Annotated in this window: 19 protein-coding genes and 1 tRNA gene; 16 read left to right on the top strand and 4 right to left on the bottom strand. The window is 33.9% G+C overall.

All coding sequences use genetic code 11. The annotated features are described in order from the left end of the window. Positions 1-43 precede the first annotated feature (43 nt). The 5 genes from ACFS5J_RS03890 (at position 44) to ACFS5J_RS03870 (ending at position 3,423) form a co-directional block, all read left to right on the top strand. The gene (locus ACFS5J_RS03890; RefSeq protein WP_379810696.1) at positions 44-748 is read left to right on the top strand and encodes a MotA/TolQ/ExbB proton channel family protein; all 705 of its coding nucleotides are present in this window, start codon (positions 44-46) and stop codon (positions 746-748) included. Beyond that, the gene (locus tag ACFS5J_RS03885; RefSeq protein WP_379810695.1) at positions 748-1,143 is read left to right on the top strand and encodes an ExbD/TolR family protein; all 396 of its coding nucleotides are present in this window, start codon (positions 748-750) and stop codon (positions 1,141-1,143) included. Before ACFS5J_RS03890 ends, ACFS5J_RS03885 begins: the two co-directional genes overlap by 1 nt. A gap of 4 nt (positions 1,144-1,147) precedes the next feature. After that, positions 1,148-1,960 carry an energy transducer TonB gene (locus ACFS5J_RS03880; protein WP_379810694.1) on the top strand — a complete coding sequence of 271 codons (813 nt, stop codon included), beginning with the start codon at positions 1,148-1,150 and terminating at the stop codon, positions 1,958-1,960. A gap of 90 nt (positions 1,961-2,050) precedes the next feature. Next, complete coding sequence (locus ACFS5J_RS03875) at positions 2,051-3,265, top strand: bifunctional folylpolyglutamate synthase/dihydrofolate synthase (protein ID WP_379810693.1); 1,215 nt, start codon at positions 2,051-2,053, stop codon at positions 3,263-3,265. Between the two features lie 83 nt (positions 3,266-3,348). Beyond that, positions 3,349-3,423 (top strand) — tRNA-Val (locus ACFS5J_RS03870). Positions 3,424-3,457: 34 nt separating this feature from the next. Here the strand turns inward: ACFS5J_RS03870 and ACFS5J_RS03865 are convergent. Together ACFS5J_RS03865 and gldJ are read right to left on the bottom strand one after the other, a co-directional pair. Beyond that, the gene (locus ACFS5J_RS03865) at positions 3,458-4,738 is read right to left on the bottom strand and encodes a UDP-N-acetylmuramoyl-tripeptide--D-alanyl-D-alanine ligase (protein WP_379810692.1); all 1,281 of its coding nucleotides are present in this window, start codon (positions 4,736-4,738) and stop codon (positions 3,458-3,460) included. Between the two features lie 68 nt (positions 4,739-4,806). Next, entirely contained in the window at positions 4,807-6,525 is a 1,719-nt protein-coding gene (gene gldJ / locus ACFS5J_RS03860; RefSeq protein ID WP_379810691.1) for a gliding motility lipoprotein GldJ, read from the bottom strand. A 209-nt stretch (positions 6,526-6,734) separates the two neighbouring features. Here gldJ and porU point away from each other — a divergent pair, with 209 nt between their 5' ends. The 11 genes from porU to ACFS5J_RS03805 all read left to right on the top strand — a co-directional run bounded on the left by porU (position 6,735) and on the right by ACFS5J_RS03805 (position 21,165). Continuing rightward, the gene (gene porU / locus ACFS5J_RS03855) at positions 6,735-10,610 is read left to right on the top strand and encodes a type IX secretion system sortase PorU (protein WP_379810690.1); all 3,876 of its coding nucleotides are present in this window, start codon (positions 6,735-6,737) and stop codon (positions 10,608-10,610) included. Between the two features lie 37 nt (positions 10,611-10,647). After that, complete coding sequence (porV, locus tag ACFS5J_RS03850; protein ID WP_379810689.1) at positions 10,648-11,823, top strand: type IX secretion system outer membrane channel protein PorV; 1,176 nt, start codon at positions 10,648-10,650, stop codon at positions 11,821-11,823. Between the two features lie 70 nt (positions 11,824-11,893). Next, the gene (locus tag ACFS5J_RS03845; protein WP_379810688.1) at positions 11,894-12,376 is read left to right on the top strand and encodes a cytidine deaminase; all 483 of its coding nucleotides are present in this window, start codon (positions 11,894-11,896) and stop codon (positions 12,374-12,376) included. Positions 12,377-12,534: 158 nt separating this feature from the next. Continuing rightward, on the top strand, positions 12,535-13,533 hold the full coding sequence (pdhA, locus tag ACFS5J_RS03840) for a pyruvate dehydrogenase (acetyl-transferring) E1 component subunit alpha (protein ID WP_379810687.1): 999 nt from the start codon (positions 12,535-12,537) through the stop codon (positions 13,531-13,533). A 5-nt stretch (positions 13,534-13,538) separates the two neighbouring features. Beyond that, entirely contained in the window at positions 13,539-15,158 is a 1,620-nt protein-coding gene (locus ACFS5J_RS03835) for a 2-oxo acid dehydrogenase subunit E2 (protein WP_379810686.1), read from the top strand. Between the two features lie 71 nt (positions 15,159-15,229). Beyond that, the gene (locus ACFS5J_RS03830) at positions 15,230-16,219 is read left to right on the top strand and encodes a M28 family metallopeptidase (RefSeq protein WP_379810685.1); all 990 of its coding nucleotides are present in this window, start codon (positions 15,230-15,232) and stop codon (positions 16,217-16,219) included. Further along, positions 16,209-16,895 carry an SDR family NAD(P)-dependent oxidoreductase gene (locus tag ACFS5J_RS03825; protein ID WP_379810684.1) on the top strand — a complete coding sequence of 229 codons (687 nt, stop codon included), beginning with the start codon at positions 16,209-16,211 and terminating at the stop codon, positions 16,893-16,895. Before ACFS5J_RS03830 ends, ACFS5J_RS03825 begins: the two co-directional genes overlap by 11 nt. A 4-nt stretch (positions 16,896-16,899) precedes the next feature. Further along, positions 16,900-18,108 carry a hypothetical protein gene (locus ACFS5J_RS03820; protein ID WP_379810683.1) on the top strand — a complete coding sequence of 403 codons (1,209 nt, stop codon included), beginning with the start codon at positions 16,900-16,902 and terminating at the stop codon, positions 18,106-18,108. Between the two features lie 3 nt (positions 18,109-18,111). Next, entirely contained in the window at positions 18,112-18,714 is a 603-nt protein-coding gene (locus tag ACFS5J_RS03815) for a SprT-like domain-containing protein (protein ID WP_379810682.1), read from the top strand. Between the two features lie 6 nt (positions 18,715-18,720). Then, entirely contained in the window at positions 18,721-19,776 is a 1,056-nt protein-coding gene (locus tag ACFS5J_RS03810) for a mannose-1-phosphate guanylyltransferase (RefSeq protein ID WP_379810681.1), read from the top strand. A gap of 9 nt (positions 19,777-19,785) precedes the next feature. Further along, the gene (locus ACFS5J_RS03805) at positions 19,786-21,165 is read left to right on the top strand and encodes a DUF389 domain-containing protein (RefSeq protein ID WP_379810679.1); all 1,380 of its coding nucleotides are present in this window, start codon (positions 19,786-19,788) and stop codon (positions 21,163-21,165) included. Here ACFS5J_RS03805 and ACFS5J_RS03800 read toward each other — a convergent pair whose 3' ends face one another. After that, positions 21,166-21,936, bottom strand: a complete 771-nt coding sequence (locus ACFS5J_RS03800; RefSeq protein ID WP_379810678.1) for an ABC transporter ATP-binding protein — start codon at positions 21,934-21,936, stop codon at positions 21,166-21,168. Further along, entirely contained in the window at positions 21,936-22,682 is a 747-nt protein-coding gene (locus ACFS5J_RS03795; RefSeq protein ID WP_379810677.1) for an MlaE family ABC transporter permease, read from the bottom strand. Before ACFS5J_RS03795 ends, ACFS5J_RS03800 begins: the two co-directional genes overlap by 1 nt. Between the last annotated feature and the right edge of the window lie 40 nt (positions 22,683-22,722).

The following is a 22,722-nucleotide window of genomic DNA, read 5'->3' as shown; positions in this document are numbered from 1 at the left end:
TTAAAGTATAATTTCGTTACTATAAAAAAACTATAAATATAATATGAGTTTATTTCTTCAAGTGGATAGTTTAGCAGTTGCTAATGAAGTGTTGACAGAGGATCAACCGGTTGAAAAAACATTATCAGTCTGGGAATTGTTAACTAGTGGCGGTATTGGTGGTCAAGCCATTATTTTAGTGCTTTTCGTTTTATTGTTTTTCGCTTTGTTTTTATATTTTGAGCGTATTATGGCCATAAATAAAGCAAGTAAAATTGATGCTAATTTCATGAATAATATAAAAATGAATATAGTATCGGGTAAAATTGATGCAGCTAAAATGTTGTGTGCGCAATCCAACTCACCAGTAGCACGTTTGATTGAGAAAGGGATTTCAAGAATTGGCAAACCACTTGAAGATATAAACACAGCTATAGAAAATGCTGGTAACCTAGAACTTTACAAGTTAGAGAAAAATACTAGTATGCTGGCTACTATTTCTGGAGCTGGTCCTATGATTGGATTCTTAGGAACTGTACTTGGTATGATTCTTGCTTTTCATAAAATGGCGAGCGGAGGCGGTCAGATTGAAGTTGGTGCTTTAGCGGAAGGTATTTATACTGCAATGACTACTACAGTGGTAGGTCTTATAGTTGGTATTGTAGCTTATATTGGATACAATCACTTAGTGGTAAAAACCAATAAAGTAGTGAACCAAATGGAAGCTAATGCAGTTGAATTCTTAGACTTGTTAAACGAGCCAGTATAATGAAAATAGGTAAAGGGGGAAATAAAGTATCAACAGAGTTTAATATGTCGTCAATGACCGACATAGTTTTCTTGTTGCTTATATTTTTTATGCTTACTTCTACTATGGTTACTACAAATGCTTTGGATTTAGTTTTGCCAAAAGGAAAAGGGAAAACAGATAGTAACAAAAGTTTATCGGTAAGTATAGATAAAGATTTGCATTTTTTTATAGATAAAGACGAAGTAGCAGAAGCAACTTTAGAAACTCAATTGTTAGCTTTATTGAATAACGAAACCAATAAGGCAATTGTTTTAAGAGCTGAAAAATCTGTTCCACACGAGAAAGTTGTATATGTTATGGATATAGCCTACCGTAATGGAATTAAAATGGTAGTGGCTGTAAGCCCTAAATAGTAGTATGAAATTTTTAGAAACAAAAGAAGAGAAAAAATCATTTGCCATTACAAGTGCGATATTTGTAGTGCTGTTTCTTTTGTTTACTTTCTTGGGGTTGAACTATATGGATCCACCTCCAGAAAATGGAATTGCTATTAATTTTGGAACAAGTGATGTTGGGCAAGGAGAAGTACAGCCTACTGAACCTGTAAAAACGGCACCACAACCAACACCAGTTGAAACTCCTGTCAAAACACAACAGGATGAAATATTAACACAAGAGGATGATTCGCCTGTTACTGTAACGCCTTCTAAAGAAATTCCAAAACCTAAAACATCGACTCCAAAAGAGACACCAAAGCCTACTCCTGAAAAGCCAAAACCATCTAAAGAAACTAGTAGTGCATTAGATGCTTTGTTGAATGGTCCTAAAACTGATGGACAAAGCAGTGGTGGACATGGTGACGACGGATTACCCGGTGATAAAGGTGATCCTATTGGTAGTCTTTATGCAAACAGTTTTTATGGAAATGGAACTGGAAATGGAACTGGGTTAGGAAATGGAACCGGTTGGGGACTTGCTGGCCGTAAACTTTCTGGTAATAGTAAAAAAGTGCAAGACTGCAACGAAGAAGGTAAAGTAGTGGTTAAAATCTGGGTTAATCGTCAAGGGACAGTTATACGTGCTGAACGTTCTCAAGGAACTACAAATACTAATCCGTGTCTCGTAAATCCTGCAATTGCAACTGCAAAAACATTCAAATGGCAACCTGATGCCAACGCTCCTGAAACACAAATTGGTTTTGTTGTTGTTAATTTCAAATTAGGAGAATAATTCTTAACTTAGTAGTTAATTTATTTAATAATACCCTACTTTTAAATTTGTTTTAAATGTTTGGAAAATTAAAGCCTTAAGTTTACTGCTATGAACTATATCGAGACTACAAATTGGTTGTTTAACCAATTGCCTATGTATCAAACAAAAGGTGCTATTGCCTATAAAGCTGATTTGAGTAACACATTAGCTTTGTGTAATCATTTGAATAATCCACATAGGTATTTTAAGTCAATTCACATTGCTGGGACTAATGGTAAGGGGTCTACGTCTTCTATGTTAGCTTCAATTTTACAAGAAGCAGGTTATAAAGTTGGTCTTTTTACTTCTCCACATTTAAAAGATTTCAGAGAACGTATCAAAATTAATGGTAAGCCAATTTCAAAAGAGTTTGTAGTGTCATTTGTTGAAGAGAATAAAACTTTCTTTGAAGTTAACAGTTTAAGTTTTTTTGAGATGACTTCTGGTTTAGCGTTCTCTTTTTTCGCAAATCAAAAAGTAGATGTTGCAATTTTTGAGGTAGGTATGGGTGGTCGTTTAGATTCCACAAATGTTATTGACCCTATTTTGTCTATTATTACTAATATAGGCTTAGATCATCAACAATTTTTAGGTAATAGCTTGCAAGAAATTGCAACTGAAAAGGCTGGTATTATTAAAAGTCACGTACCTGTCGTAATAGGCGAGTATGTTGAAGAAACTAAACCTGTTTTTGAGAGAATCGCTACAGAAAAATTAGCTGAAATACACTTTGCACAAGATAAATCTTTTCCTTCATTTGAGTCTGATTTAAAAGGTGATTATCAGGAGGCGAATAAGAATACTGTTTTGACTGCTGTTTCTATGTTGAGAGTTTATTTTTCTATTACAAATGATCAGATTATCAGGGGATTATTGAAAGTTGTAAAAAACACAGGATTACTTGGACGTTGGCAAATTTTAAATCAACACCCTTTTGTTGTATGTGATACTGCTCATAATGCACATGGTTTAAGTATCGTTATGAATCAATTGAAGAATGTAAAATATGATAATTTACATATAGTTTTAGGAGTAGTTAATGATAAAAATTTAAATGATATTTTTCCTCTTTTTCCAAAAAATGCTAAATATTATTTTGCAAAACCAAATGTTTTAAGAGGACTAGATGAAACTATTTTAAGTGCTGAAGCTAAAAAGTATGATTTATTTGGTGATGTGTATACCTCTGTGAAAGAGGCCTATGATACAGCTTTGCAATCAGCTTCTTCAAATGATGCGATTTATGTAGGTGGAAGTACGTTTGTTGTTGCTGAAATTGTTTAATTTTTTTCAAAAAGGCTTGTAATTTCAATTAAACGGTGTATATTTGCACTCGCAATACCGAAATATGTACTGCAAAATTATTGGGGCGATTAGCTCAGCTGGTTCAGAGCACCTCGTTTACACCGAGGGGGTCGGGGGTTCGAACCCCTCATCGCCCACAAAAAAGCACTTCTTATGAAGTGCTTTTTTTATTTATAATATATCCAATGTTCTTTCTAGTGCCATCCCTCTCGAACCTTTAACTAGTAAAAAAGAGTTTTGTATTTTTTTTTGGGTAATTTCTTTTTGAAATGATTCAAAATCCTCATAGAAATGAAAGTGTTTATAGGAGTTTTTGTTTTTGTAGAACTCTTTTCCGATGAAATAGAAGGTTGTTGTTTGATTGTTTTCTTGGCTTAAAACAATTTTTTTATGTTCGTCATAACTCTCGTTGCCAAGTTCAAACATGTCGCCTAAAATAGCTATTTTATTCGATTCTTTTAGTTGATTGAAATTTAATAATGCTACTTCCATGCTGCTTGGGTTGGCATTATAAGCATCTAAAATAATTTTATTTGAATTCTTTACAAGAATTTGTGATCGGTTATTGTTTGGGTGATAATTTTCGATAGCTTTTTTGATTTCTTGGTCTTCAATACCAAAGTACTTACCGATTGTTATAGCTGCGCTAATATTCGTAGCATTATAAATTCCTATTAAATTGGATTCAATAGTTGTGTTTGTTAAAGTAATTTTGACCATTGGATTGGCAGTTACTTCTTTGATTTCTATATTAGCTTTGTCGCTTTTTGAAAAACTAAATACGTTTAAATCTTTTGTTTTTTCTTTTTGTATTGGATCATCTGAATTGATAAAAACAAGTTTATTGTTTTCTTTCAGATAGGTTATTAGTTCGCTTTTTCCTTTTATAACACCTTCAGTTCCGCCAAAACCTTCTAAGTGTGCTTTTCCGAAATTCGTGATATACCCAAAATCGGGTTGGGCTATATTACAAAGAAATTCGATTTCTTTTTGATGGTTTGCGCCCATCTCTATGACGCCAATTTCAGTTTTTGGTGTTAATCTCAATAAAGTTAAGGGTACGCCAATGTGGTTGTTTAAATTGCCAATTGTGGCTATTGTGTTGTATTTCGATGAAAGAACTGCATTGATGAGTTCTTTTGTTGTGGTTTTGCCATTGCTTCCTGTTAAAGCTATAAGTCTTGTATTGAGTTTTTTTCTGTGGTAGTTGGCAAGTTCCTGTAATGTTTCTAAGCTGTTTTCGATTAGAAGCGTTTTATTTTCAATTTGATATTCTGGGTTGTCGATTATCGCATATTTAGCACCTTTGTTTATTGCTTCTTGAGCAAATGAGTTGGCATCAAATTTTTCGCCTTTTAAGGCTATAAATAGTGAGTTTTGAGTAATGTTGCGTGTATCGGTACAAACGCTGCTGCACTCTAAGAATTTTGAGTAAATATCTTTTATTTCCATAAAACGAAGATAATAAAAAAAGCCCTTTTGTGTAAAAGGGCTTTTTTAAAAGTATGAAATAAATTTGATTAGAATTTAGGATTTCCTCTTGGAGTCTTTTTGTTTGACTTAGGACCTACTTTTGACATTGCACATCTGAATCCGATGTAGTCAGTAGCCATATCCTGAGGGAAATATCTTCTAGAAGCTGGGTCTAACCAGTAAGCTCTGTCTCTCCAAGAACCACCTTTATAAACTCTTACGTTATCATCAACAAGAGTTGTTCTTTTTCCAGCCTCCATGTTTGTACGGTCGTATTTTTTGTCCATAGCACCTAAACTATCAACATCAATAGTGTGTTTTGGAGACTCGTACATTCTGTATTTTTCGTCTTTTTCGCCATCACCTTCTTCTTCGTCAGATGAACCAAAGTTAAAGTAACGAGTTGAAGCTCTATCACCATCTCTGTAGTTTCTGTTGTCAGAAGTTGAGAATTGTGTTCTTAAGTAAGTTTCATTTTCATCAACTGGTACTTGAGCAAGTTGACCTGGGAAGTTTCTAGCCATAACTTTACCGTTACTTAAAGTGTCGTAAGTTACATTGTCAGTCATTACAATTTCGCTAATTCCATCTTCACCAATTTTGTTTTTCATGTAAACGTTACCTCTAAAATAGTTGAAGTCATTAGCTTCGTCATCAACCATCGGTCTGTAAACGTCAGCAACCCATTCTGCAACGTTACCAGCCATATCATATAATCCAAAATCGTTTGGAGGGTAACTTTTTACTTTATTAGTGATATCTGCACCATCGTCAGACCATCCTGCAACTCCTCCGTAATCTCCTTTACCTTGTTTGAAGTTCGCCAATTGGTCTCCTCTGTATTGTCTTTTTCCAGAACGAGTGTATTGACCATTCCAAGGGTATTTCTTTTGACCTTTGTAAATGTTGTACTCTCTGTTTCCAACAAGTGCAATTGCTGCATATTCCCACTCTGCTTCTGTTGGAAGCCTATACTCTGGTAAAATAATTCCAGAATTTCTTTGAGCGTAAACGTTTTTAGCGTCATCTGCAACTTGTTTTCTACCACCGTTTAATTCTTTTTTAAGAAGTACTTCTTCATTACCTCCGAAAGATTTCGTTGGAGCAGCTAAGTAAGTTTCAGTGCTGAAAGTAGACTCTGCAGTTACTTCTTCACCAAAATTAATTTTAGCATCTTTTTTAAGGTATCCGTTTCTTTCTAAGATATTTTCGTTCACACGATCAGTTCTCCATTTACTGAACTCAACAGCTTGGATCCAATTTACTCCAACTACTGGATACTCTGAATAAGCAGGGTGTCTTAAGTAATTGTTTGTCATTGTTTCGTTGTAACCTAAACGGTTTCTCCAAACTAATGTATCTGGAATTGCACCCGTGTAAATGTTTTTGTAGTTCTCATCTTCTGGAGGGAATACAGTTTTTAACCAAAATAAGTACTCTGTGTACATTATATTAGTAACTTCTGTCTCATCCATGAAAAATGATTGAACATGTTGTTGATTTGGGGAGTTGTTCCAATCATGCATTGGGTCATCCTGTACTTTACCCATTGTAAACGTACCACCCTCAACAGGAACCATTCCTGGAGGAGTTTCTTGTTTTTTGAAATTTGAGTTGTACTGGAATCCACCATTTTTGTCATTGATTTTCCAACCCGTAGCCTTAGATCCACCTTTTGTTCCTGTGTTCTTGCTACAGCTTGTTAAACCTAATGTTACCGTAAGTGCTAGTAACAATTTTAAAGTCATAATTCTCTTAATTTTCATACTTTAGCAGGTAATAAATTTAGTGTCGCAAGATAATAATAATGAATTAAAAAGCAACATGTTTTTAAATAATTCTAAAAAAAATTAATTTTTTGTTAAAACCGTCTATTATATAACGATAAGATGTTTTTTTTATTGTAAAAATTAGATTAGATTAAATAAATTTTCTCTCTTTGTAATATATAAATACTAATCACGTTAATTTCTTAATGAAAAAGATTGCTATAATATTGGTTTTACTTCTGAGTTCTATGTTACAGGCTCAATTTGTAAAAGATATAACATTGAATTGGGATGGTTTTAAAACAGAAAGATTGAACGATGAATCTTTTGTGTACCCTTTTTTTAAAGACCAATCCTTTTCGTTAAACCTTTCGGACAAGAGTATTTTGTCATCGACGGTTTTGCCTGTAGAAGCCCTTTTTGATGAAAAAACTTTAGTGATTGAAAATGTAGTTTATCAAAATATAGATGACGGCCTATTATATGATCTGGATAAGAGTAAAGTTTCAAAAAGTTTAAATGTTTCTGTAAACTCTTCATATGCGCGAACTGATGTGTATGGAAATATTGTTTTTTCTCCAATTGTTAAAATGGGAAATCAATATAAAAGAGTGGTTTCCTTGCGTGTTAAGTGTAATTATAGATACAATGTAAATAAAAACGGAAATTCTGTTCAGCAAATTCATAATTCAGTGTTGTCAAGTGGTGATTGGTACCGTTTCTATGTTGAGAAGTCAGGTGTTTACAAGGTTACCAAACAGTTTCTGGCAAGTTTAGGTTTTAATGTTAATACAGATCCACGTAACATTAAGATATATGGTAATGGTGGTAGAATGCTTCCATTATTAAATAGTTTGCCTTATTCTGATGATTTGGAAGAGAATGCTATCCAGTTTATTGGAGAAAATGATGGCGTTTTTAATGATTCCGATTATATTTTGTTTTATGCGGAAGGAGTTGATACGTGGAATGAAGAGAGTTTGACAAGTGTTAATCTGTATGATGATAAGTCTTATTATTATGTAACAAGCTCAGGAGGTGCTGGTAAGCGTATTCAGAATGCAACAATACCATCGGGAAGCCCTTCACTTACATTTAATCAATATGATTATGTTTATTATTATGAAAAGGATTTGGTTAATGTTGGAAAATTGGGAAGAAGGTGGTTTGGAGAGCAGTTTATAGTAAACAATCAGCAAAACTTTTCTTTTACTATTCCAAATATTGATACTTCAGTTCCTGTGGGTTTACGTATTAATTTGGCTTCTGCGTCCTATGGGAATAGTTCGTTTAATATAGAGGTTAATGGTCAAAATCTTGGTCCTAGTGTAAATTTTAATGCATTGGGTAATTTTGGTTCTAATTTTGGTTATGAAAATCAAAAAGATACTGTTGTTGCTTTGTCTTCTTCTTCTATTTCTATTGATTTGAAATATAATAATGGAGGGGTGCCAAGTTCAAACGGTTATTTAGATTTTATTGAACTCAAGGCAAAGTGCAATCTTTTGGGTTTTGGTAAGCAGTTTGTTTTTTATAATAATGAAGAACAAAATAATATAGGTGTAGGGCAATATGTCTTATCTAATGCGTCTTCAGTTGAACAAGTTTGGGATGTGACTGATATTACTAATGCTGTTAGTTTTCCTAATAACGGGCAGAATAGCTTTTCTTTTAAAGTTAATTTAGGTACGAAAAGAAAATATGTTGTAGTAGAAGACTTGGATTATTATGAGCCATTGAAAGAATCCAATGCAAGAGTAGTAAATCAAAATTTGAAAGGAACTGTATTTTTAAATAATCAGGGTGTTTTTCAAGATATTGATTATTTAATCATAACACCTGATTTTTTAAAATCACAAGCGGAACGTTTGGCGAATTTTCATCGTGTAAATTCAGGTTTAAAAGTAAAAGTGGTAACCACGGAATCTATTTATCAAGAGTTTTCGTCTGGTAAACAAGATGTGGCTGCGATTCGTAATTTTGTGCGATATGTATATTTTAATGCTTCGGTAGAGGGTGTTACGAGTGTGAAGTATTTGAATCTTTTTGGTGATGCTTCGTATGATTATAAAAATAGGACTTCGAATAATTCGAATATAGTACCTATTTTTCACTACTTCAATCCGTATAGCTCTACCTCAAATAATCCAAGTAATATGTCAATGACTACTACTTTTTGTTCGGATGATTTTTTTGGTTTAGTGCATGATAATGAAGGTTTGATGCTTAGTGCAAATGATGGTATTGATATTGCTGTTGGTCGAATGGTAGTGTCTTCGCATCAGCAGGCAAGTGAAATGGTAGATAAAGTAATTGATTATTATTCCTTAAACTCTTACGGAAGATGGCGTAATAATTATCTCGCTTATTCGGATGATCCAGATACTCAAACGGATTCCATTTTGCAAGTTTGGCTAAATGATTTGGTTGATTTGATGGTTGTACAAAAGCCATTTGTTAATGTAAAGAAAATTCATACCGATGCGTATGTGCAGCAAGTAGCAGCTGGAGGAGAGCGTTATCCGGAAGCAAAAAATGAATTTTTAGATGCAATTGCTTCTGGGGCTTTAGTAGTAAATTATTTAGGACACGGTAATGAAGAGTCTTTGGCTCGGGAACGATTGTTTGAAAAAATAGATGCGCAAAATTTAACAAATGAGCATCGCTATCCTTTATTTATTACAATGACTTGCGATTTCACACGTTTTGATGATCCAGGTAGTATCTCTGGTGGGGAATATATGTATTTAAATAAGAAAGGAGGTGCCATAGCTATGGTTGCTACAACCCGAGAATTAAGTTTTCCTACTGCTAATATAATGAATGATTTGTTTAGTGAGAAATTGTATGCTTATGGTTCGTACGATTATCCTACAGTCTCAGAAGCGTTACGATTGACGAAGCTTCAAACTAATCTTATAAATAAATATGTGATTTCTTTTGTTGGAGATCCTGCATTGCAATTGGCAATACCTAATCAAAAAGTGGTGTTGACTGCGGTTAATGATGTTCCGGTTGGTCAATCCTTGCCGCCTTTTAGGGCTTTAGATTTAATGAAGGTACAAGGGCAGGTTGTTGATGCATCTGGTAATCTAATGACAAACTATAATGGAGATGTAGCAATTCAGATTTTTGATAAAAATATTGATAGGAGTACTCTTGGGAATGATGGTCAGACAGATGGTTCTGGTCAATTAATTACAATGGATTTTGAAACGTTAGGGGAGACAATTTTCAGAGGAAATGCATCGGTTGTGAATGGAAAGTTTGAAATTAGTTTTGTGGTGCCTAAGGATATTAAAATTCCACTTGGAAACGGTAAGATTAGTTTTTATGCAAAAACTACTAATCCTTTGCAAGATCAAACGGGGTATGATTTGTCAATTGAGGTAGGAGGGGTTAATACCAATGCGGCTGAAGATAATACTCCGCCAACAATTCAATTGTATATGAATGATGAAAACTTTGTTTCTGGTGGGTTGACAAACTGTTCGCCAATATTATTAGTTAAATTGCAAGATGAGAATGGTATTAATACAGCGAGTGGTATTGGGCATGATATTGTAGCAATTCTTGATGGAGATGAAACCAATCCTTATGTGTTGAATGATTATTATGAAACAGACTTAGATGATTATACAAGTGGGAAATTGCGTTTTCCATTTCGTGATTTAGAACCAGGTATTCATACGATATTAGTTAAAGCATGGGATGTTTATAACAATTTGGTTACTGCAGAAATTCAGTTTAATGCAGTTTGTTCGGATGATGGACTGCGTTTGGAGCGTGTATTGAATTATCCAAATCCTTTTGTAAGCTATACAGAGTTTTGGTTTACGCACAATATGCCTTTTGAACCGCTTGATGTTCAGGTTCAAATTCTTACCGTTACGGGTAAGTTGGTAAAAACGATTAATCAACAAGTGGTTACAGATGGCTTTTTGAGTAGAGAACTGGTTTGGGATGGTCGCGATGATTTTGGTGATAAAATCGGGAAAGGAGTGTATGTGTACAAGTTAACGGTGCGGTCAACTACTACGGGGGATACTGCTCATAAATATGAGAAACTTGTAATACTGTAATAAAATATTATATTTGTGAAATAATTAAAAAATAAGAATGAAAAAAATTGCATTATTGTTAACACTGACTGTTTTATCACAATTTGTTAAGGCGCAGGAAGTTGATAGAGTAATAACAACAGGAGTTCCTTTTTTATTAATTGCTGCTGATGCACGATCAGCAGGTATGGGAGATATGGGGGTTGCAACATCTGCGGATGCGTATTCGCAACAATATAATCCGGCTAAGTTTGCCTTTTCGCTTGAACAACAGGGTATTTCGATGAGTTATACTCCTTATTTGTCAAGTATTGCTAATGACATTTCTTTAGGGCAACTTTCTTATTTTAATAGAATTAACGAGAGAAGTGCTTTTGCGGGGTCTTTTCGTTATTTCGGATTAGGTGATATTCAGTTAACTAATGAAATTGGTGACGAGTTATCAACAGTTAGTCCGAATGAGTTTGCATTAGATGGTTCATACTCTTTGAAATTAAGTGAGCGTTTCGCAATGGCAGTTGCAGGACGTTTTATTCGTTCCAATTTAAAAATTAATGATGGGACTACTGATGCTACCGCGGCAACATCGTTTGCAGTAGATGTAGCAGCGTATTACCAATCGGAAGAGATGGCTTTTGATGATTTTAATGGGCGTTGGAGAGCGGGTATTAATTTGCAAAATTTAGGACCTAAAATTAGTTATGATTTTGATGAGAATAATGATAACTTCTTGCCTTCTAATTTACGTTTAGGAGCGGGCTTTGATTTTATTTTTGATGATTACAATAAAATTGCCGTTACTGGAGAAGTAACAAAATTATTAGTGCCGACGCCTCCTAAAGTAGGTGATGAAGATGGCGATGGAGATGTTAATGATGACAATGATAAATCGATTGCACTTAGTAATTATAGAAGTATTGGTTGGGTAAGTGGTATATTTAAATCTTTTGGTGATGCACCAGATGGCTTTAGTGAAGAATTAAAAGAGTTTACTTGGGCTTTAGGAGCGGAGTACTGGTATCAAGATTCATTTGCTTTGCGTACAGGTTATTTTCACGAAAGTGAAGTAAAAGGGGCTCGTAAATACTTTACATTAGGTGCTGGTTTTAAATATAACATTGCAAAGATTGATGTGTCGTATTTGTTTTCATCATCTAATGTGAAAAACCCATTAGAAAACACGTTGCGTTTTTCCTTGACGTTTAGTTTTGGTGATTCATATGATGAATTATAAAAAGTAAGAATTTTAATAAAATATAAAAATCCAAATTTGAATTTCAAGTTTGGATTTTTTTTCCTCTATTATGAAGCAAATTTCAATAACAACAACGATTTCAGTTTATAATTCAATTGAAGAATTATCTGAATTTGAATTGCAAATGATGCAAAAAGCAATTGCTGTTCGAAAAACGGCTTATGCGCCATACTCTAAGTTTAAAGTTGGAGTGTCTTTGGTTTTGGATAATGGTAAAATTGTTACAGGCTCAAATCAAGAGAATGCTGCTTATCCATCAGGTTTGTGTGCGGAAAGAGTAGCAATTTTTCATGCGGGTTCTGCCTTTCCTAATAGTAAAATAAAGCAAATGTTTATTTCTGCTTCTCCGGAAAATGAAGAATTGGAAGTGCCGATACCACCTTGTGGGGCTTGTCGTCAATCTATTGCTGAATACGAAATGAAACAAGAAGAGCCGATTGCGATATTTTTCATGGGAGCTACAGGAGAAGTATATAAAACTGATTCATTGAAGAATATTTTGCCCTTACTGTTTGATAAAAAGTATTTGTAGAACTTTGCATTAATGCATAATTATCACGAAAAAAGAAAAAAATCATCAGAATTAATTTTTTCAATAGCATTGTATGTAGTATTTTTGCTTTTTGTAAAATTCTACGAAGTTTTGAAATATGGTATTTTGTGGAATAATTCAATTTAACAAACAAACAAATGAAGCCAATAACAAAAGAAATTTACCTTAAATGGTATGAAGAAATGCAGTTCTGGAGAAAGTTTGAAGACAAACTTGCTGCTTTATATATCCAACAAAAAGTAAGAGGATTTCTTCATTTATATAACGGTCAAGAAGCAGTACTAGCTGGTGCCTTACATGCAATGGATTTGTCAAAAGACAAAATGATTACCGCTTATCGTAACCACGTACAGCCAATTGGTATGGGTGTGGATCCACGTAAAGTTATGGCGGAATTGTTAGGTAAAGCTACTGGAACTTCTCAAGGTCTTGGCGGTTCTATGCACATTTTTTCAAAAGAGCATGGTTTTTATGGAGGTCACGGAATTGTAGGTGGTCAAATTCCATTAGGAGCTGGTTTGGCTTTTGCTGATAAATATTTTGAAACTGGCGGTGTTACCTTAACTTATTTCGGTGATGGGGCAGCACGTCAAGGATCATTACATGAAACTTTCAATATGGCAATGAACTGGAAATTACCAGTTGTGTTTATTGTTGAGAACAACGGTTATGCAATGGGAACTTCTGTTGAGCGTACTGCAAACCATACAGATATCTGGAAATTAGGATTAGGTTACGAAATGCCATGTGGTCCTGTTGACGGTATGAATCCTATTAAAGTTGCTGAAGCAATGCACGAAGCTATTGAAAGAGCGCGTCGTGGTGATGGACCAACTTTCTTGGAAATGAAAACGTATCGTTATAGAGGTCACTCTATGTCTGATGCACAACATTACCGTACAAAAGAAGAAGTAGAAGAGTACAAAAAAATAGATCCAATTACGCAAGTTTTGGATATCATTAGAGAAAATAACTACGCGACTGAAGCTGAAATTGAGGCTATGGATCAACGTGTAAGAGATTTAGTTGAAGAGTGTGAGAAATTTGCTGAAGAATCTCCATACCCAGACTTAAATGTAATGTACGATGTAGTTTACGACCAAGAGAATTATCCATTTTTACCTCATAAATTATAAGCAGTATGGCAACAGTAATTACAATGCCTCGTTTGAGCGATACTATGACGGAAGGAACCGTAGCAACATGGCTTAAAAAAGTAGGAGACAAAGTTAATGAAGGCGATATTTTAGCAGAAATTGAAACGGATAAAGCAACTATGGAGTTTGAGTCTTTCAATGCAGGTACTTTATTACACATTGGAATTCAAGAAGGTGAAACAGCTGCTGTAGATTCTTTGTTAGCAATTATCGGTAATGAAGGTGAGGACATTTCAGCTTTAATTAATGGAGGAAATGCTCCAGTAGCTGCTGTAGAGACGCAACCAGAGGTTGTTGAAACACAAGCTGCTGCTGCAGATTTTACAATGCCTGCTGGCGTGAAAGTAGTAACAATGCCTCGTTTGAGTGACACTATGACTACAGGTACTGTGGCAACATGGTTGAAGAAAGTTGGAGAAACTGTTTCGGAAGGTGATATTTTAGCTGAGATTGAAACAGATAAAGCTACAATGGAATTTGAATCATTCAATGCGGGTACTTTATTATATATAGGTGTTCAAGAAGGAGATACTGCTCCTGTTGATTCTATTTTAGCAATTTTAGGACCAGCTGGAACTGATGTTGCTGCAATACTAGCTAATTTTAAAGTTGGCGGTGAACAAGAAGTTAAGGAAGAAGTTCAAGAAACAGCTGCTGCTGCTCCTGTAGCTTCAACTTCTGCTGTAATTGAAACTTCTGCAAATACAGGTAGAATTTTAGCTTCTCCATTAGCAAAGAAAATAGCACAAGATAAAGGAATTAACTTGTCACAAGTTAAAGGTTCTGGTGAGAACGGAAGAATTATAAAAGCAGATGTTGAAAACTTTACTCCAGCTGCTGCGGCAGTAAGTACGTCAGTTGAAGCGGTTGCTCAAGCATCGCAAGCTGTAGCTGCAGTTAAGCCATTTGTGCCTGCTGGTGAAGTTTATCAAGAGGAAGTTAAGAATTCGCAAATGCGTAAAACAATTGCGCGTCGTTTGGCAGAGTCTAAATTTACGGCACCTCATTATTATCTAACAATTGAGTTGGATATGGATAATGCAATTGCTTCTCGTGGTATGATTAATAATTTGCCTGATACAAAAGTATCATTTAATGATATGGTGATTAAGGCTTCAGCTATGGCATTGAAAAAACATCCACAAGTAAATTCTCAATGGAGAGAAGATGCTATGGTGTTGAATCACCATGTGAATATTGGTGTAGCGGTTGCAGTTGAAGACGGTTTAATGGTTCCTGTATTGAAATTTACAGACCAAATGAGTTTATCTCAAATTGGTGCTAATGTAAAAGATTTAGCTGGTAAAGCGAAGTCGAAGAAAATTACGCCAGCTGAAATGGAAGGAAGTACTTTTACAATTTCTAATTTAGGAATGTTCGGTATTCAATCTTTCACTTCTATCATCAATCAACCAAATTCAGCTATTTTATCTGTTGGTGCAATTGTTGAAAAGCCAGTGGTTAAGAACGGGCAGATTGTTGTTGGTAACACAATGACAGTTACATTGGCTTGTGATCACAGAACAGTTGATGGTGCTACAGGTGCTCAATTCCTACAAACGTTCAAAGCGTATATGGAAAATCCTGTAACAATGTTAGCATAAGAAAACATTAATATTTTGATATAAAACCCAACAATTGTTGGGTTTTTTTTATTTTTACAAAAACAGAAATAATGAAAAAATCACTTTTCCTTTTAGCGCTTTTGGCGTTGTCGTGTAAATCTTCTCACGAGGTTGTTGGTACTTCAATATCAACTGATAAGAATGAAGTTTCAGTAGTGAAACCAGTTGTGTTTTCAAATGCTACTGATGTTGCCAAAACTTTACAATTTTTAGCTTCTGATGAGTTAGAAGGGCGTGATACAGGGAGTGAAGGTATTGAAAAGGCTAGTGTTTTTTTAGAAAAATTAATGCAATCAAATGGGATTAAGCCTTATTTTAAAACATATCGTGATACTCTGACGAATTTTGATAAGCCAGCCTATAACGTTGTTGGTTATATTGAAGGTAACGACCCAAAGTTGAAAAATGAGTTTGTAATTATTGGGGCACATTATGATCATATTGGTAAAATTGCAGCGGTAAATGGAGATGATATAGGAAATGGAGCTAATGATAATGCTTCGGGTTCTACAGCTGTTACCGAATTGATAAAGTATTTTGGTAAAAATAAAACCAACAAAAGAAGTCTAATGTTTGTGTTTTTCTCTGCAGAAGAAAAGGGGCTTTTAGGGTCGAAACATTTGGCTAAAAAATTAAAAGATGCAAATATGGATTTGTATTTCATGTTTAATTTTGAGATGATCGGGGTGCCAATGAAAAGAACCGATATGTTGATGTATTTGACAGGTTTTGGAAGAAGTAATATGGCAACAACAATAAATAATTATGCGGGTGAAAAAATAGTAGGATACATTCCAATTCAAACTCAATATCAGTTGTTCAGAGCTTCAGATAATTATCCTTTTTTCAATGAATTTAATGTTCCTGCCCAAACAGTATCTACTTTTGATTTTGAAAACTTTGATTTTTACCACAAACCAGATGATGAATTTGAGTTGATGAATCCAGAGCATATGGCTAATGTTGTGAATAAAATGATACCAGTTTTAGAAGCGATGACAAATGCTTCAACTAAAGAAATTACATTAAATGAAAAATAAAAACATTATAATTACCGGTACTTCAAGGGGTATAGGTTACGAAATGGCTTTGCAATTTGCTAATGAAGGTTTTCAGGTATTAGCGATTTCGCGTAAAACTCCAGAAGTGTTGATGCAGCATGAAAATATTACATGCTTGGCAATAGATATATCTAAAGAAGAAGAATTAGCAGAAGTGTCAAGTTTTGTGCAACAAGCTTGGCAAAATAAAGTGGATGTTTTGATTCACAATGCGGGTTTATTGGTCAATAAACCTTTTCATGAAATTACAACTTCAGATTTTGAAGCGGTATATAAAGTGAATGTGTTTGCAGTTGCTGAGTTGACTAGAATTTGTATTCCATTTATGGGAAAAGGAAGTCATGTAGTAACGGTGAGTTCTATGGGAGGAATTCAAGGGAGTATGAAATTTCCTGGTTTAGCAGCTTATTCTTCAAGTAAAGGTGCTGTAATTACACTTTCAGAATTATTAGCTGAAGAGTATAAAGAGCAAGGTATTGCGTTCAACGTTTTGGCTTTGGGAGCTGTTAATACTGAGATGTTACAGGAAGCTTTTCCAGGTTATCAAGCACCGCTTTCTGCACAAGAGATGGCGAACTATATACATGATTTTGCGTTGACAGGAAACAAATATTACAACGGAAAAGTATTACAAGTATCTTCAACTACACCTTAGAATAATGAAAAAAACAATCATAATTTTAATAGTTTTCTTTGGAATCAATAAAGCCTTTTCACAATTAAAAGATACATTATATGGAAAAGTAAAATCTGTTAGAGAAGAAATTATTTTTTTGGATGAAATGCGACAAAATTTTAATCTTTTTGGGTATGAGAGTGATTACGGGCATAGTGGTTTTGGGAGTAATGATCGTGAAAAATCTAGATTTTATAGTAATTGGTATAACACTTCTTTTGTGCATTATTTAAATTATTATAAAGAGTTTGATAAAAGTGGTAAGCCTACTAATGAAGTTTGGTTTGACAAAGATTATGACACAATTTCAAGATATACTTATAAATATGATAAAAGAGGGAATTTAATACAAAAGGTTGAATACGATGACGATAATAATTCCTTTCGAGTCGACAATTCGACTTATAGTGAAGATACAAATTTATTGATGTCAAAACTTAGGTATTATTCTGATGAACCTAATTCATATGGCTTTACATTCTATAATTATGAAGATGAAAAGCTTATAGAGGTCACAGGTTTTAACTCCATAGGAAATCAGTTTACAACAAAATTTGTTTATAATGGGAAGGGGAATAAAGTTAAAAAAGTGGTGCTTAATTTTTATGAAAAAGTAAGATTAAGAAACGGGAGTATTACTGGCTATAGAAGGAATTATGCTAAAGAAGAGTTAATGAGTGAGTATTTTTATGACTCTCAAAATAGACTAATTGAAGCTTTCCACTATGGAGAAAATTCGCAATTTCTGAATGAGGTTGAATTAAAATTTAAAGAAAAGTCATTCTATTCTAAAGATAATTTACTCGAATATTTCGTTGAAACTACACAATATGATACTATACTTAAATTATATCACTATAAATATGATAAATTGGGAAGAAAAATTATTGAAAAACGTTTAGTTCCAATTCATGATGTTAAAAAAATAACACCGAAAACACATATTTTTGATGTAAAAGAGTTAACATTTAAAGATGTCCATTTTCCCAAGAATAATTTAAAGGAATTTGAAGTGATGAAATATATTTATGACAAAGAAAATCTTATTGAATTGCAAATTAATGAAGGAAGCTTTAAGTCAGTTTGCAGATTTGAATATTTTTTTGATGAGAAAAAAAATTGGATTGAACAGACTAAAACCGTTAATGGTGAAAAATTGTATGTTTGGAAAAGAAAAATTACATACTACTAATAGTTGATAAATATTTTACAAAAATATCTTCCAGCGCATGCAGTGCAACCTTGTTTTGAGTTAATCAAAAGCAATCATGTGCATTTGAAAATTTTAAATGAACGATTGACGCGTCATGGTGATTATCGTAAAGATGCACAAGGGTATCATTTGATAACGGTTAATGCAAGTTTGAACAAGTATCGTTTTTTGATTACTTTAATTCATGAAATTGCACATTTGGTTGCTTTTGAAAAGTTTGGTAGAAATATCAAGCCGCATGGAAGCGAGTGGAAGTACACCTTCCAACAATTGATGGTGCCTTTTATTCGACCTGAAATTTTTCCTCATCAGTTGTTGCCTTTGTTGGCCCGTCACTTTAGAAACCCCAAAGCGAGTAGTGATACCGATGCGACTTTATCATTGGCACTAAAACAGTACGATGAGAAAGTAAGCGATAAAAATTATATCTTTGAATTACCGATAGGTGCAAAGTTTCGCATACATAATGGAAAAGTTTTTAAAAAAATAGCGTTACGAATAAAGCGTTATGAATGTATCGAATTGCAAACCGGAAGAATCTATCTTTTTCAACCTAACGCTGAGGTTGAAGTATTACCAAATTAACAAAAGATGAATAAAAATTATTATGCAATATTAATGGCTGGAGGAGTAGGATCTCGTTTTTGGCCTGTGAGTACAAAGGATTTTCCGAAACAGTTTCACGATATGTTGGGAACTGGTGAAACTTTGATTCAAAAGACTTTTGGTAGACTTTCTCAAATAATTCCAAAAGAGAATATTTTAATTTTGACGAATGAAAGCTATAACGATATTGTTTTAGAACAACTTCCTTCTATTAGTCAAGATCAAATTATTTTAGAGCCTGCTATGCGAAATACGGCACCTTGTATTTTGTATGCGTCTATGAAAATAAAAAAGCAAAATCCAAACGCTTTAGTCTTAGTTGCGCCAAGTGATCACTGGATAGAGGATGAACTTCAATTTGTGTCAAACATTCAACGTTCATTTGACTTTTGCGAGACACAAGATAATCTAATGACCTTAGGAATTTTACCAACATTCCCTAATACAGGTTATGGTTATATTGAATACGATAAGTTAGACAGTCGCCCGGTAAAAAAAGTGGTGCAGTTCAGAGAAAAACCAGATTATGCTACGGCGCGTCAGTTTATTCAACAACGTAATTTTCTTTGGAATGCGGGTATTTTTATTTGGAGTGTAAAGTCGGTTTTAAGTGCTTTTGAAAAGTTCCAACCGGAAATGTATGCACATTTTTTCAAAGGATACGATTTATATAATACACCTGAAGAAAAATCTTTTATCCAACAGAATTATCCATCGGCGGAGAACATTTCAATTGATTATGCTATTTTGGAAAAAGCGCCAAATGTATTTGTAATGTCGGCAACATTTGATTGGAATGATTTAGGAACTTGGGGTTCGCTATACGACAAGTTACCAAAAGATGAAAATTATAATGCAGTTATTAATGCAGAAGTACTTTTGGAAGATGCTTCAAATAATATTATTCGTACACAAGGAAAAAAGCTTGTTGTAATAGACGGTTTAAATGACTATATTGTAGTGGACAAAGAAAATGTGTTGTTAATTTACCCGAAGAGTAAAGAGCAAGACATTAAAAAAGTAGTTTCTAAACTGAATTGATAGATTACTATGGAAGAAAATAATAATTCCTTTGCAGATATTTTACAGAGTATTAAAGCCTTTTTAAGAGGTATTTTTGATATTTCTACTGGTACCGATCGCTATGCTACTATTGAAGATATCAAAGCGGGTATTGATATGAAAGGTCAAAATGCATGGATTTTAATTTTCTCCATTTTAATCGCTTCTACAGGATTAAATGTTAGTTCTCCTGCTGTTGTTATCGGAGCCATGTTAATTTCGCCATTAATGGGGCCTATTTTAGGTATGGGACTTTCGTTGGGGATTAATGATGTCGATTTACTTCGAAAATCCCTAAAAAATTTCGGGGTGATGGTGGTTTTGAGTTTAACTACTTCTTTTTTATTTTTTAGTATTCCACTTTTCAAAACAGAGACACCAGAGCTTATAGCTAGAACAGCTCCAAGTGTTTTAGATGTTATTATTGCATTGTCGGGTGGTTTGGCTTTAATAATAGCATTGAGTAGAAGAAATAGGTCAGTTAATACCATTGCCGGTGTCGCAATTGCTACTGCATTAATGCCACCTTTATGTACAGCAGGTTTTGGATTGGCAACGGGACATTGGGCTTACTTTGGGGGTGCTATTTTTTTATTTAGTATCAATACAATCTTTATTGCTTCGGCAACGTATTTGGTGGTGAAGTTTTTGAAGTTTCCACTAAAAGAGTACGCAGACAACAATCGTGAAAAGAAAATTTCTCAAGTCTTGACTTTTATTGTCATGTTGATATTTTTACCAAGTGTGTATTTTTTCTACAAACTGTATAAAAAGTCGGATTTTGAGCAAAAAGTTAATGCAGTATTAGTTGAACTAAAGGAAGACAAAGGAATAAGTATTCTGGATGTGCGAACGAATTATCGTTCTAAACAAATTGAGTTCGCTGTATTAGGGAAAAGCTTAAAGAGTGAAGATGTTAATTGGATTAAAAAGAAGATGTCAAGTTTAGGTTATGAAGATGTCAAGTGTGAAATAATGCAGGATATGGAAAACCAAGAAACGATGTCTCGACTTAATGAAATTGAAAACTCTTATTTGACTACGCAACAATTGTTGTTTAAAAAAGAAGAACAATTGCTGAATAAAGACAAGGAAATTTACGAACTGAAAAATAAATTGAGCGCTAATATCAACGTTTCTTTTGTTGACCTTTCCAAAGAAATCAAAAGTTTAAATGACAAAATTGTTGAAGTAACCTATTTCAGTAGTTTGACAACAGATTTCAAAAAAATAGATACTATCCCAAATTTCATATTAAAATGGGATAAAAAGGTGTCATCTTCCGAGAAAACTAAAGAAACGGAAAAATATAAAAAATGGTTAACTCAAAAGTTGAATAGTAAAAATGTAGTGGTAAAGTCGGAGTAATTATCCTTCGTCCTCTTCCAAATACATTTTTCTAACTTTTTTGAATAATTCAGACGAATAAACAAAATCGGTAACGGCTTCGTTATCGGTTTTGAAAATTTGTTTATTGGTACCTTCCCATTCCAAAAGGCCATTTTTAAGGAAAACAATTTTCTCTCCAATTTCCATCACCGAGTTCATATCGTGAGTATTAATCACGGTAGTGATATTATACTCTCGGGTAATTTCCTGAATAAGATTGTCAATAACAATTGCTGTTTTGGGATCAAGTCCCGAGTTCGGTTCGTCGCAAAATAAATACTTCGGGTTGTTTACTATAGCTCTAGCAATAGCAACTCGTTTTTGCATACCTCCCGATATTTCAGAAGGCTTTTTAGCGTGTGCATTTACTAAGTTGACTCTTTCTATTACAAAGTCAACACGTTCTTTTATTTCTGCAGGAGTTTTTTTGGTAAACATTTTTAATGGGAAACCAACGTTTTCCTCAACCGTCATACTGTCAAATAAGGCGCTCCCTTGAAATACCATTCCAATCTCTGTTCGAAGCTCTCTTTTTTCATCTGGAGTTAAATTGGAATAGATGCGTTCGTTAAATGCAATAGTTCCTTTTTCTGGAGTATGAAGTCCTAATAGTGATTTTAAAAATACCGTTTTACCAGAACCACTTTGACCAATAATAAGATTGGTTTTACCTGCTTCAAACGAAGTGCTAATCCCTTTTAATACTTTTTGTTCTCCAAAGGTTTTTTCTAGGTCTTTAACTACAATCATTAGCTTAAAAGTAATTGGGTTATGATATAATTCACTAAAATAATAACTACAGATGTCCAAACGAATGAAACGGTACTTGCTTTTCCAACTTCCAATGCTCCACCTTTCATATAAAAACCATGAAATGAAGGGATGGTTGCTAATATAATAGCAAAGGCCATTGTTTTAATAAAAGCATAAGTAATATGGAACGGAATGAAATCGTCTTGTAATCCAGTGATAAATTCTGTGCTCGATGCAAAACCACCGTAAACCGCAGCAAGGTAACCACCCACAACCCCTAAAAACATACTAAGGCCTATTACGAATGGGTACAATAGTAACGCAATAATCTTTGGGAAAACTAGATAATTTAGAGAATTTACACCCATAACCTCTAAAGCATCGATTTGTTCGGTTACACGCATGGTTCCGATGCTCGATGTAATAAATGATCCCATTTTACCTGCCATAATGATAGAGATAAAAGTAGGAGCGAACTCTAGAATAATAGACTGACGTGTTGCGAAACCAATTAAATATTTAGGAATAAGGGGATTGGTTAAGTTTAAAGCCGTTTGTATCGATACAACACCACCAACAAAAAACGAAATGAATGCAACAATACCCAAAGACTCGATAATCAAATCTTCAACTTCTTTCAAAATCAATTGTTTCATTACACTCCACCTAGTAGGTTTGTTGAAAACTTCCTTGAGCATTAAAAAATATCTTCCTATTTGCGATAGGTAACGAACTAGCATCATAAGTTTTGAAATATTTTCAAAAATAGTAAGAAGTTATGAG

The sequence above is a fragment of the Flavobacterium chuncheonense genome (assembly GCF_042686145.1).
Lineage (GTDB): Bacteria > Bacteroidota > Bacteroidia > Flavobacteriales > Flavobacteriaceae > Flavobacterium > Flavobacterium chuncheonense.
This window is presented reverse-complemented; position numbering and strand designations above follow the sequence as displayed.

Coding starts and splice junctions, on each gene's coding strand:
- ACFS5J_RS03865 (WP_379810692.1), bottom strand. CDS start 4,738: ATGGAAATAAAAGATATTTACTCAAAATTCTTAGAGTGCAGCAGCGTT.
- ACFS5J_RS03890 (WP_379810696.1), top strand. CDS start 44: ATGAGTTTATTTCTTCAAGTGGATAGTTTAGCAGTTGCTAATGAAGTG.
- pdhA (WP_379810687.1), top strand. CDS start 12,535: ATGAAGCCAATAACAAAAGAAATTTACCTTAAATGGTATGAAGAAATG.
- ACFS5J_RS03880 (WP_379810694.1), top strand. CDS start 1,148: ATGAAATTTTTAGAAACAAAAGAAGAGAAAAAATCATTTGCCATTACA.
- ACFS5J_RS03825 (WP_379810684.1), top strand. CDS start 16,209: ATGAAAAATAAAAACATTATAATTACCGGTACTTCAAGGGGTATAGGT.
- ACFS5J_RS03845 (WP_379810688.1), top strand. CDS start 11,894: ATGAAGCAAATTTCAATAACAACAACGATTTCAGTTTATAATTCAATT.
- ACFS5J_RS03820 (WP_379810683.1), top strand. CDS start 16,900: ATGAAAAAAACAATCATAATTTTAATAGTTTTCTTTGGAATCAATAAA.
- ACFS5J_RS03885 (WP_379810695.1), top strand. CDS start 748: ATGAAAATAGGTAAAGGGGGAAATAAAGTATCAACAGAGTTTAATATG.
- ACFS5J_RS03830 (WP_379810685.1), top strand. CDS start 15,230: ATGAAAAAATCACTTTTCCTTTTAGCGCTTTTGGCGTTGTCGTGTAAA.
- ACFS5J_RS03795 (WP_379810677.1), bottom strand. CDS start 22,682: ATGATGCTAGTTCGTTACCTATCGCAAATAGGAAGATATTTTTTAATG.
- ACFS5J_RS03800 (WP_379810678.1), bottom strand. CDS start 21,936: ATGATTGTAGTTAAAGACCTAGAAAAAACCTTTGGAGAACAAAAAGTA.
- porV (WP_379810689.1), top strand. CDS start 10,648: ATGAAAAAAATTGCATTATTGTTAACACTGACTGTTTTATCACAATTT.
- ACFS5J_RS03805 (WP_379810679.1), top strand. CDS start 19,786: ATGGAAGAAAATAATAATTCCTTTGCAGATATTTTACAGAGTATTAAA.
- gldJ (WP_379810691.1), bottom strand. CDS start 6,525: ATGAAAATTAAGAGAATTATGACTTTAAAATTGTTACTAGCACTTACG.
- ACFS5J_RS03810 (WP_379810681.1), top strand. CDS start 18,721: ATGAATAAAAATTATTATGCAATATTAATGGCTGGAGGAGTAGGATCT.
- ACFS5J_RS03835 (WP_379810686.1), top strand. CDS start 13,539: ATGGCAACAGTAATTACAATGCCTCGTTTGAGCGATACTATGACGGAA.
- ACFS5J_RS03875 (WP_379810693.1), top strand. CDS start 2,051: ATGAACTATATCGAGACTACAAATTGGTTGTTTAACCAATTGCCTATG.
- porU (WP_379810690.1), top strand. CDS start 6,735: ATGAAAAAGATTGCTATAATATTGGTTTTACTTCTGAGTTCTATGTTA.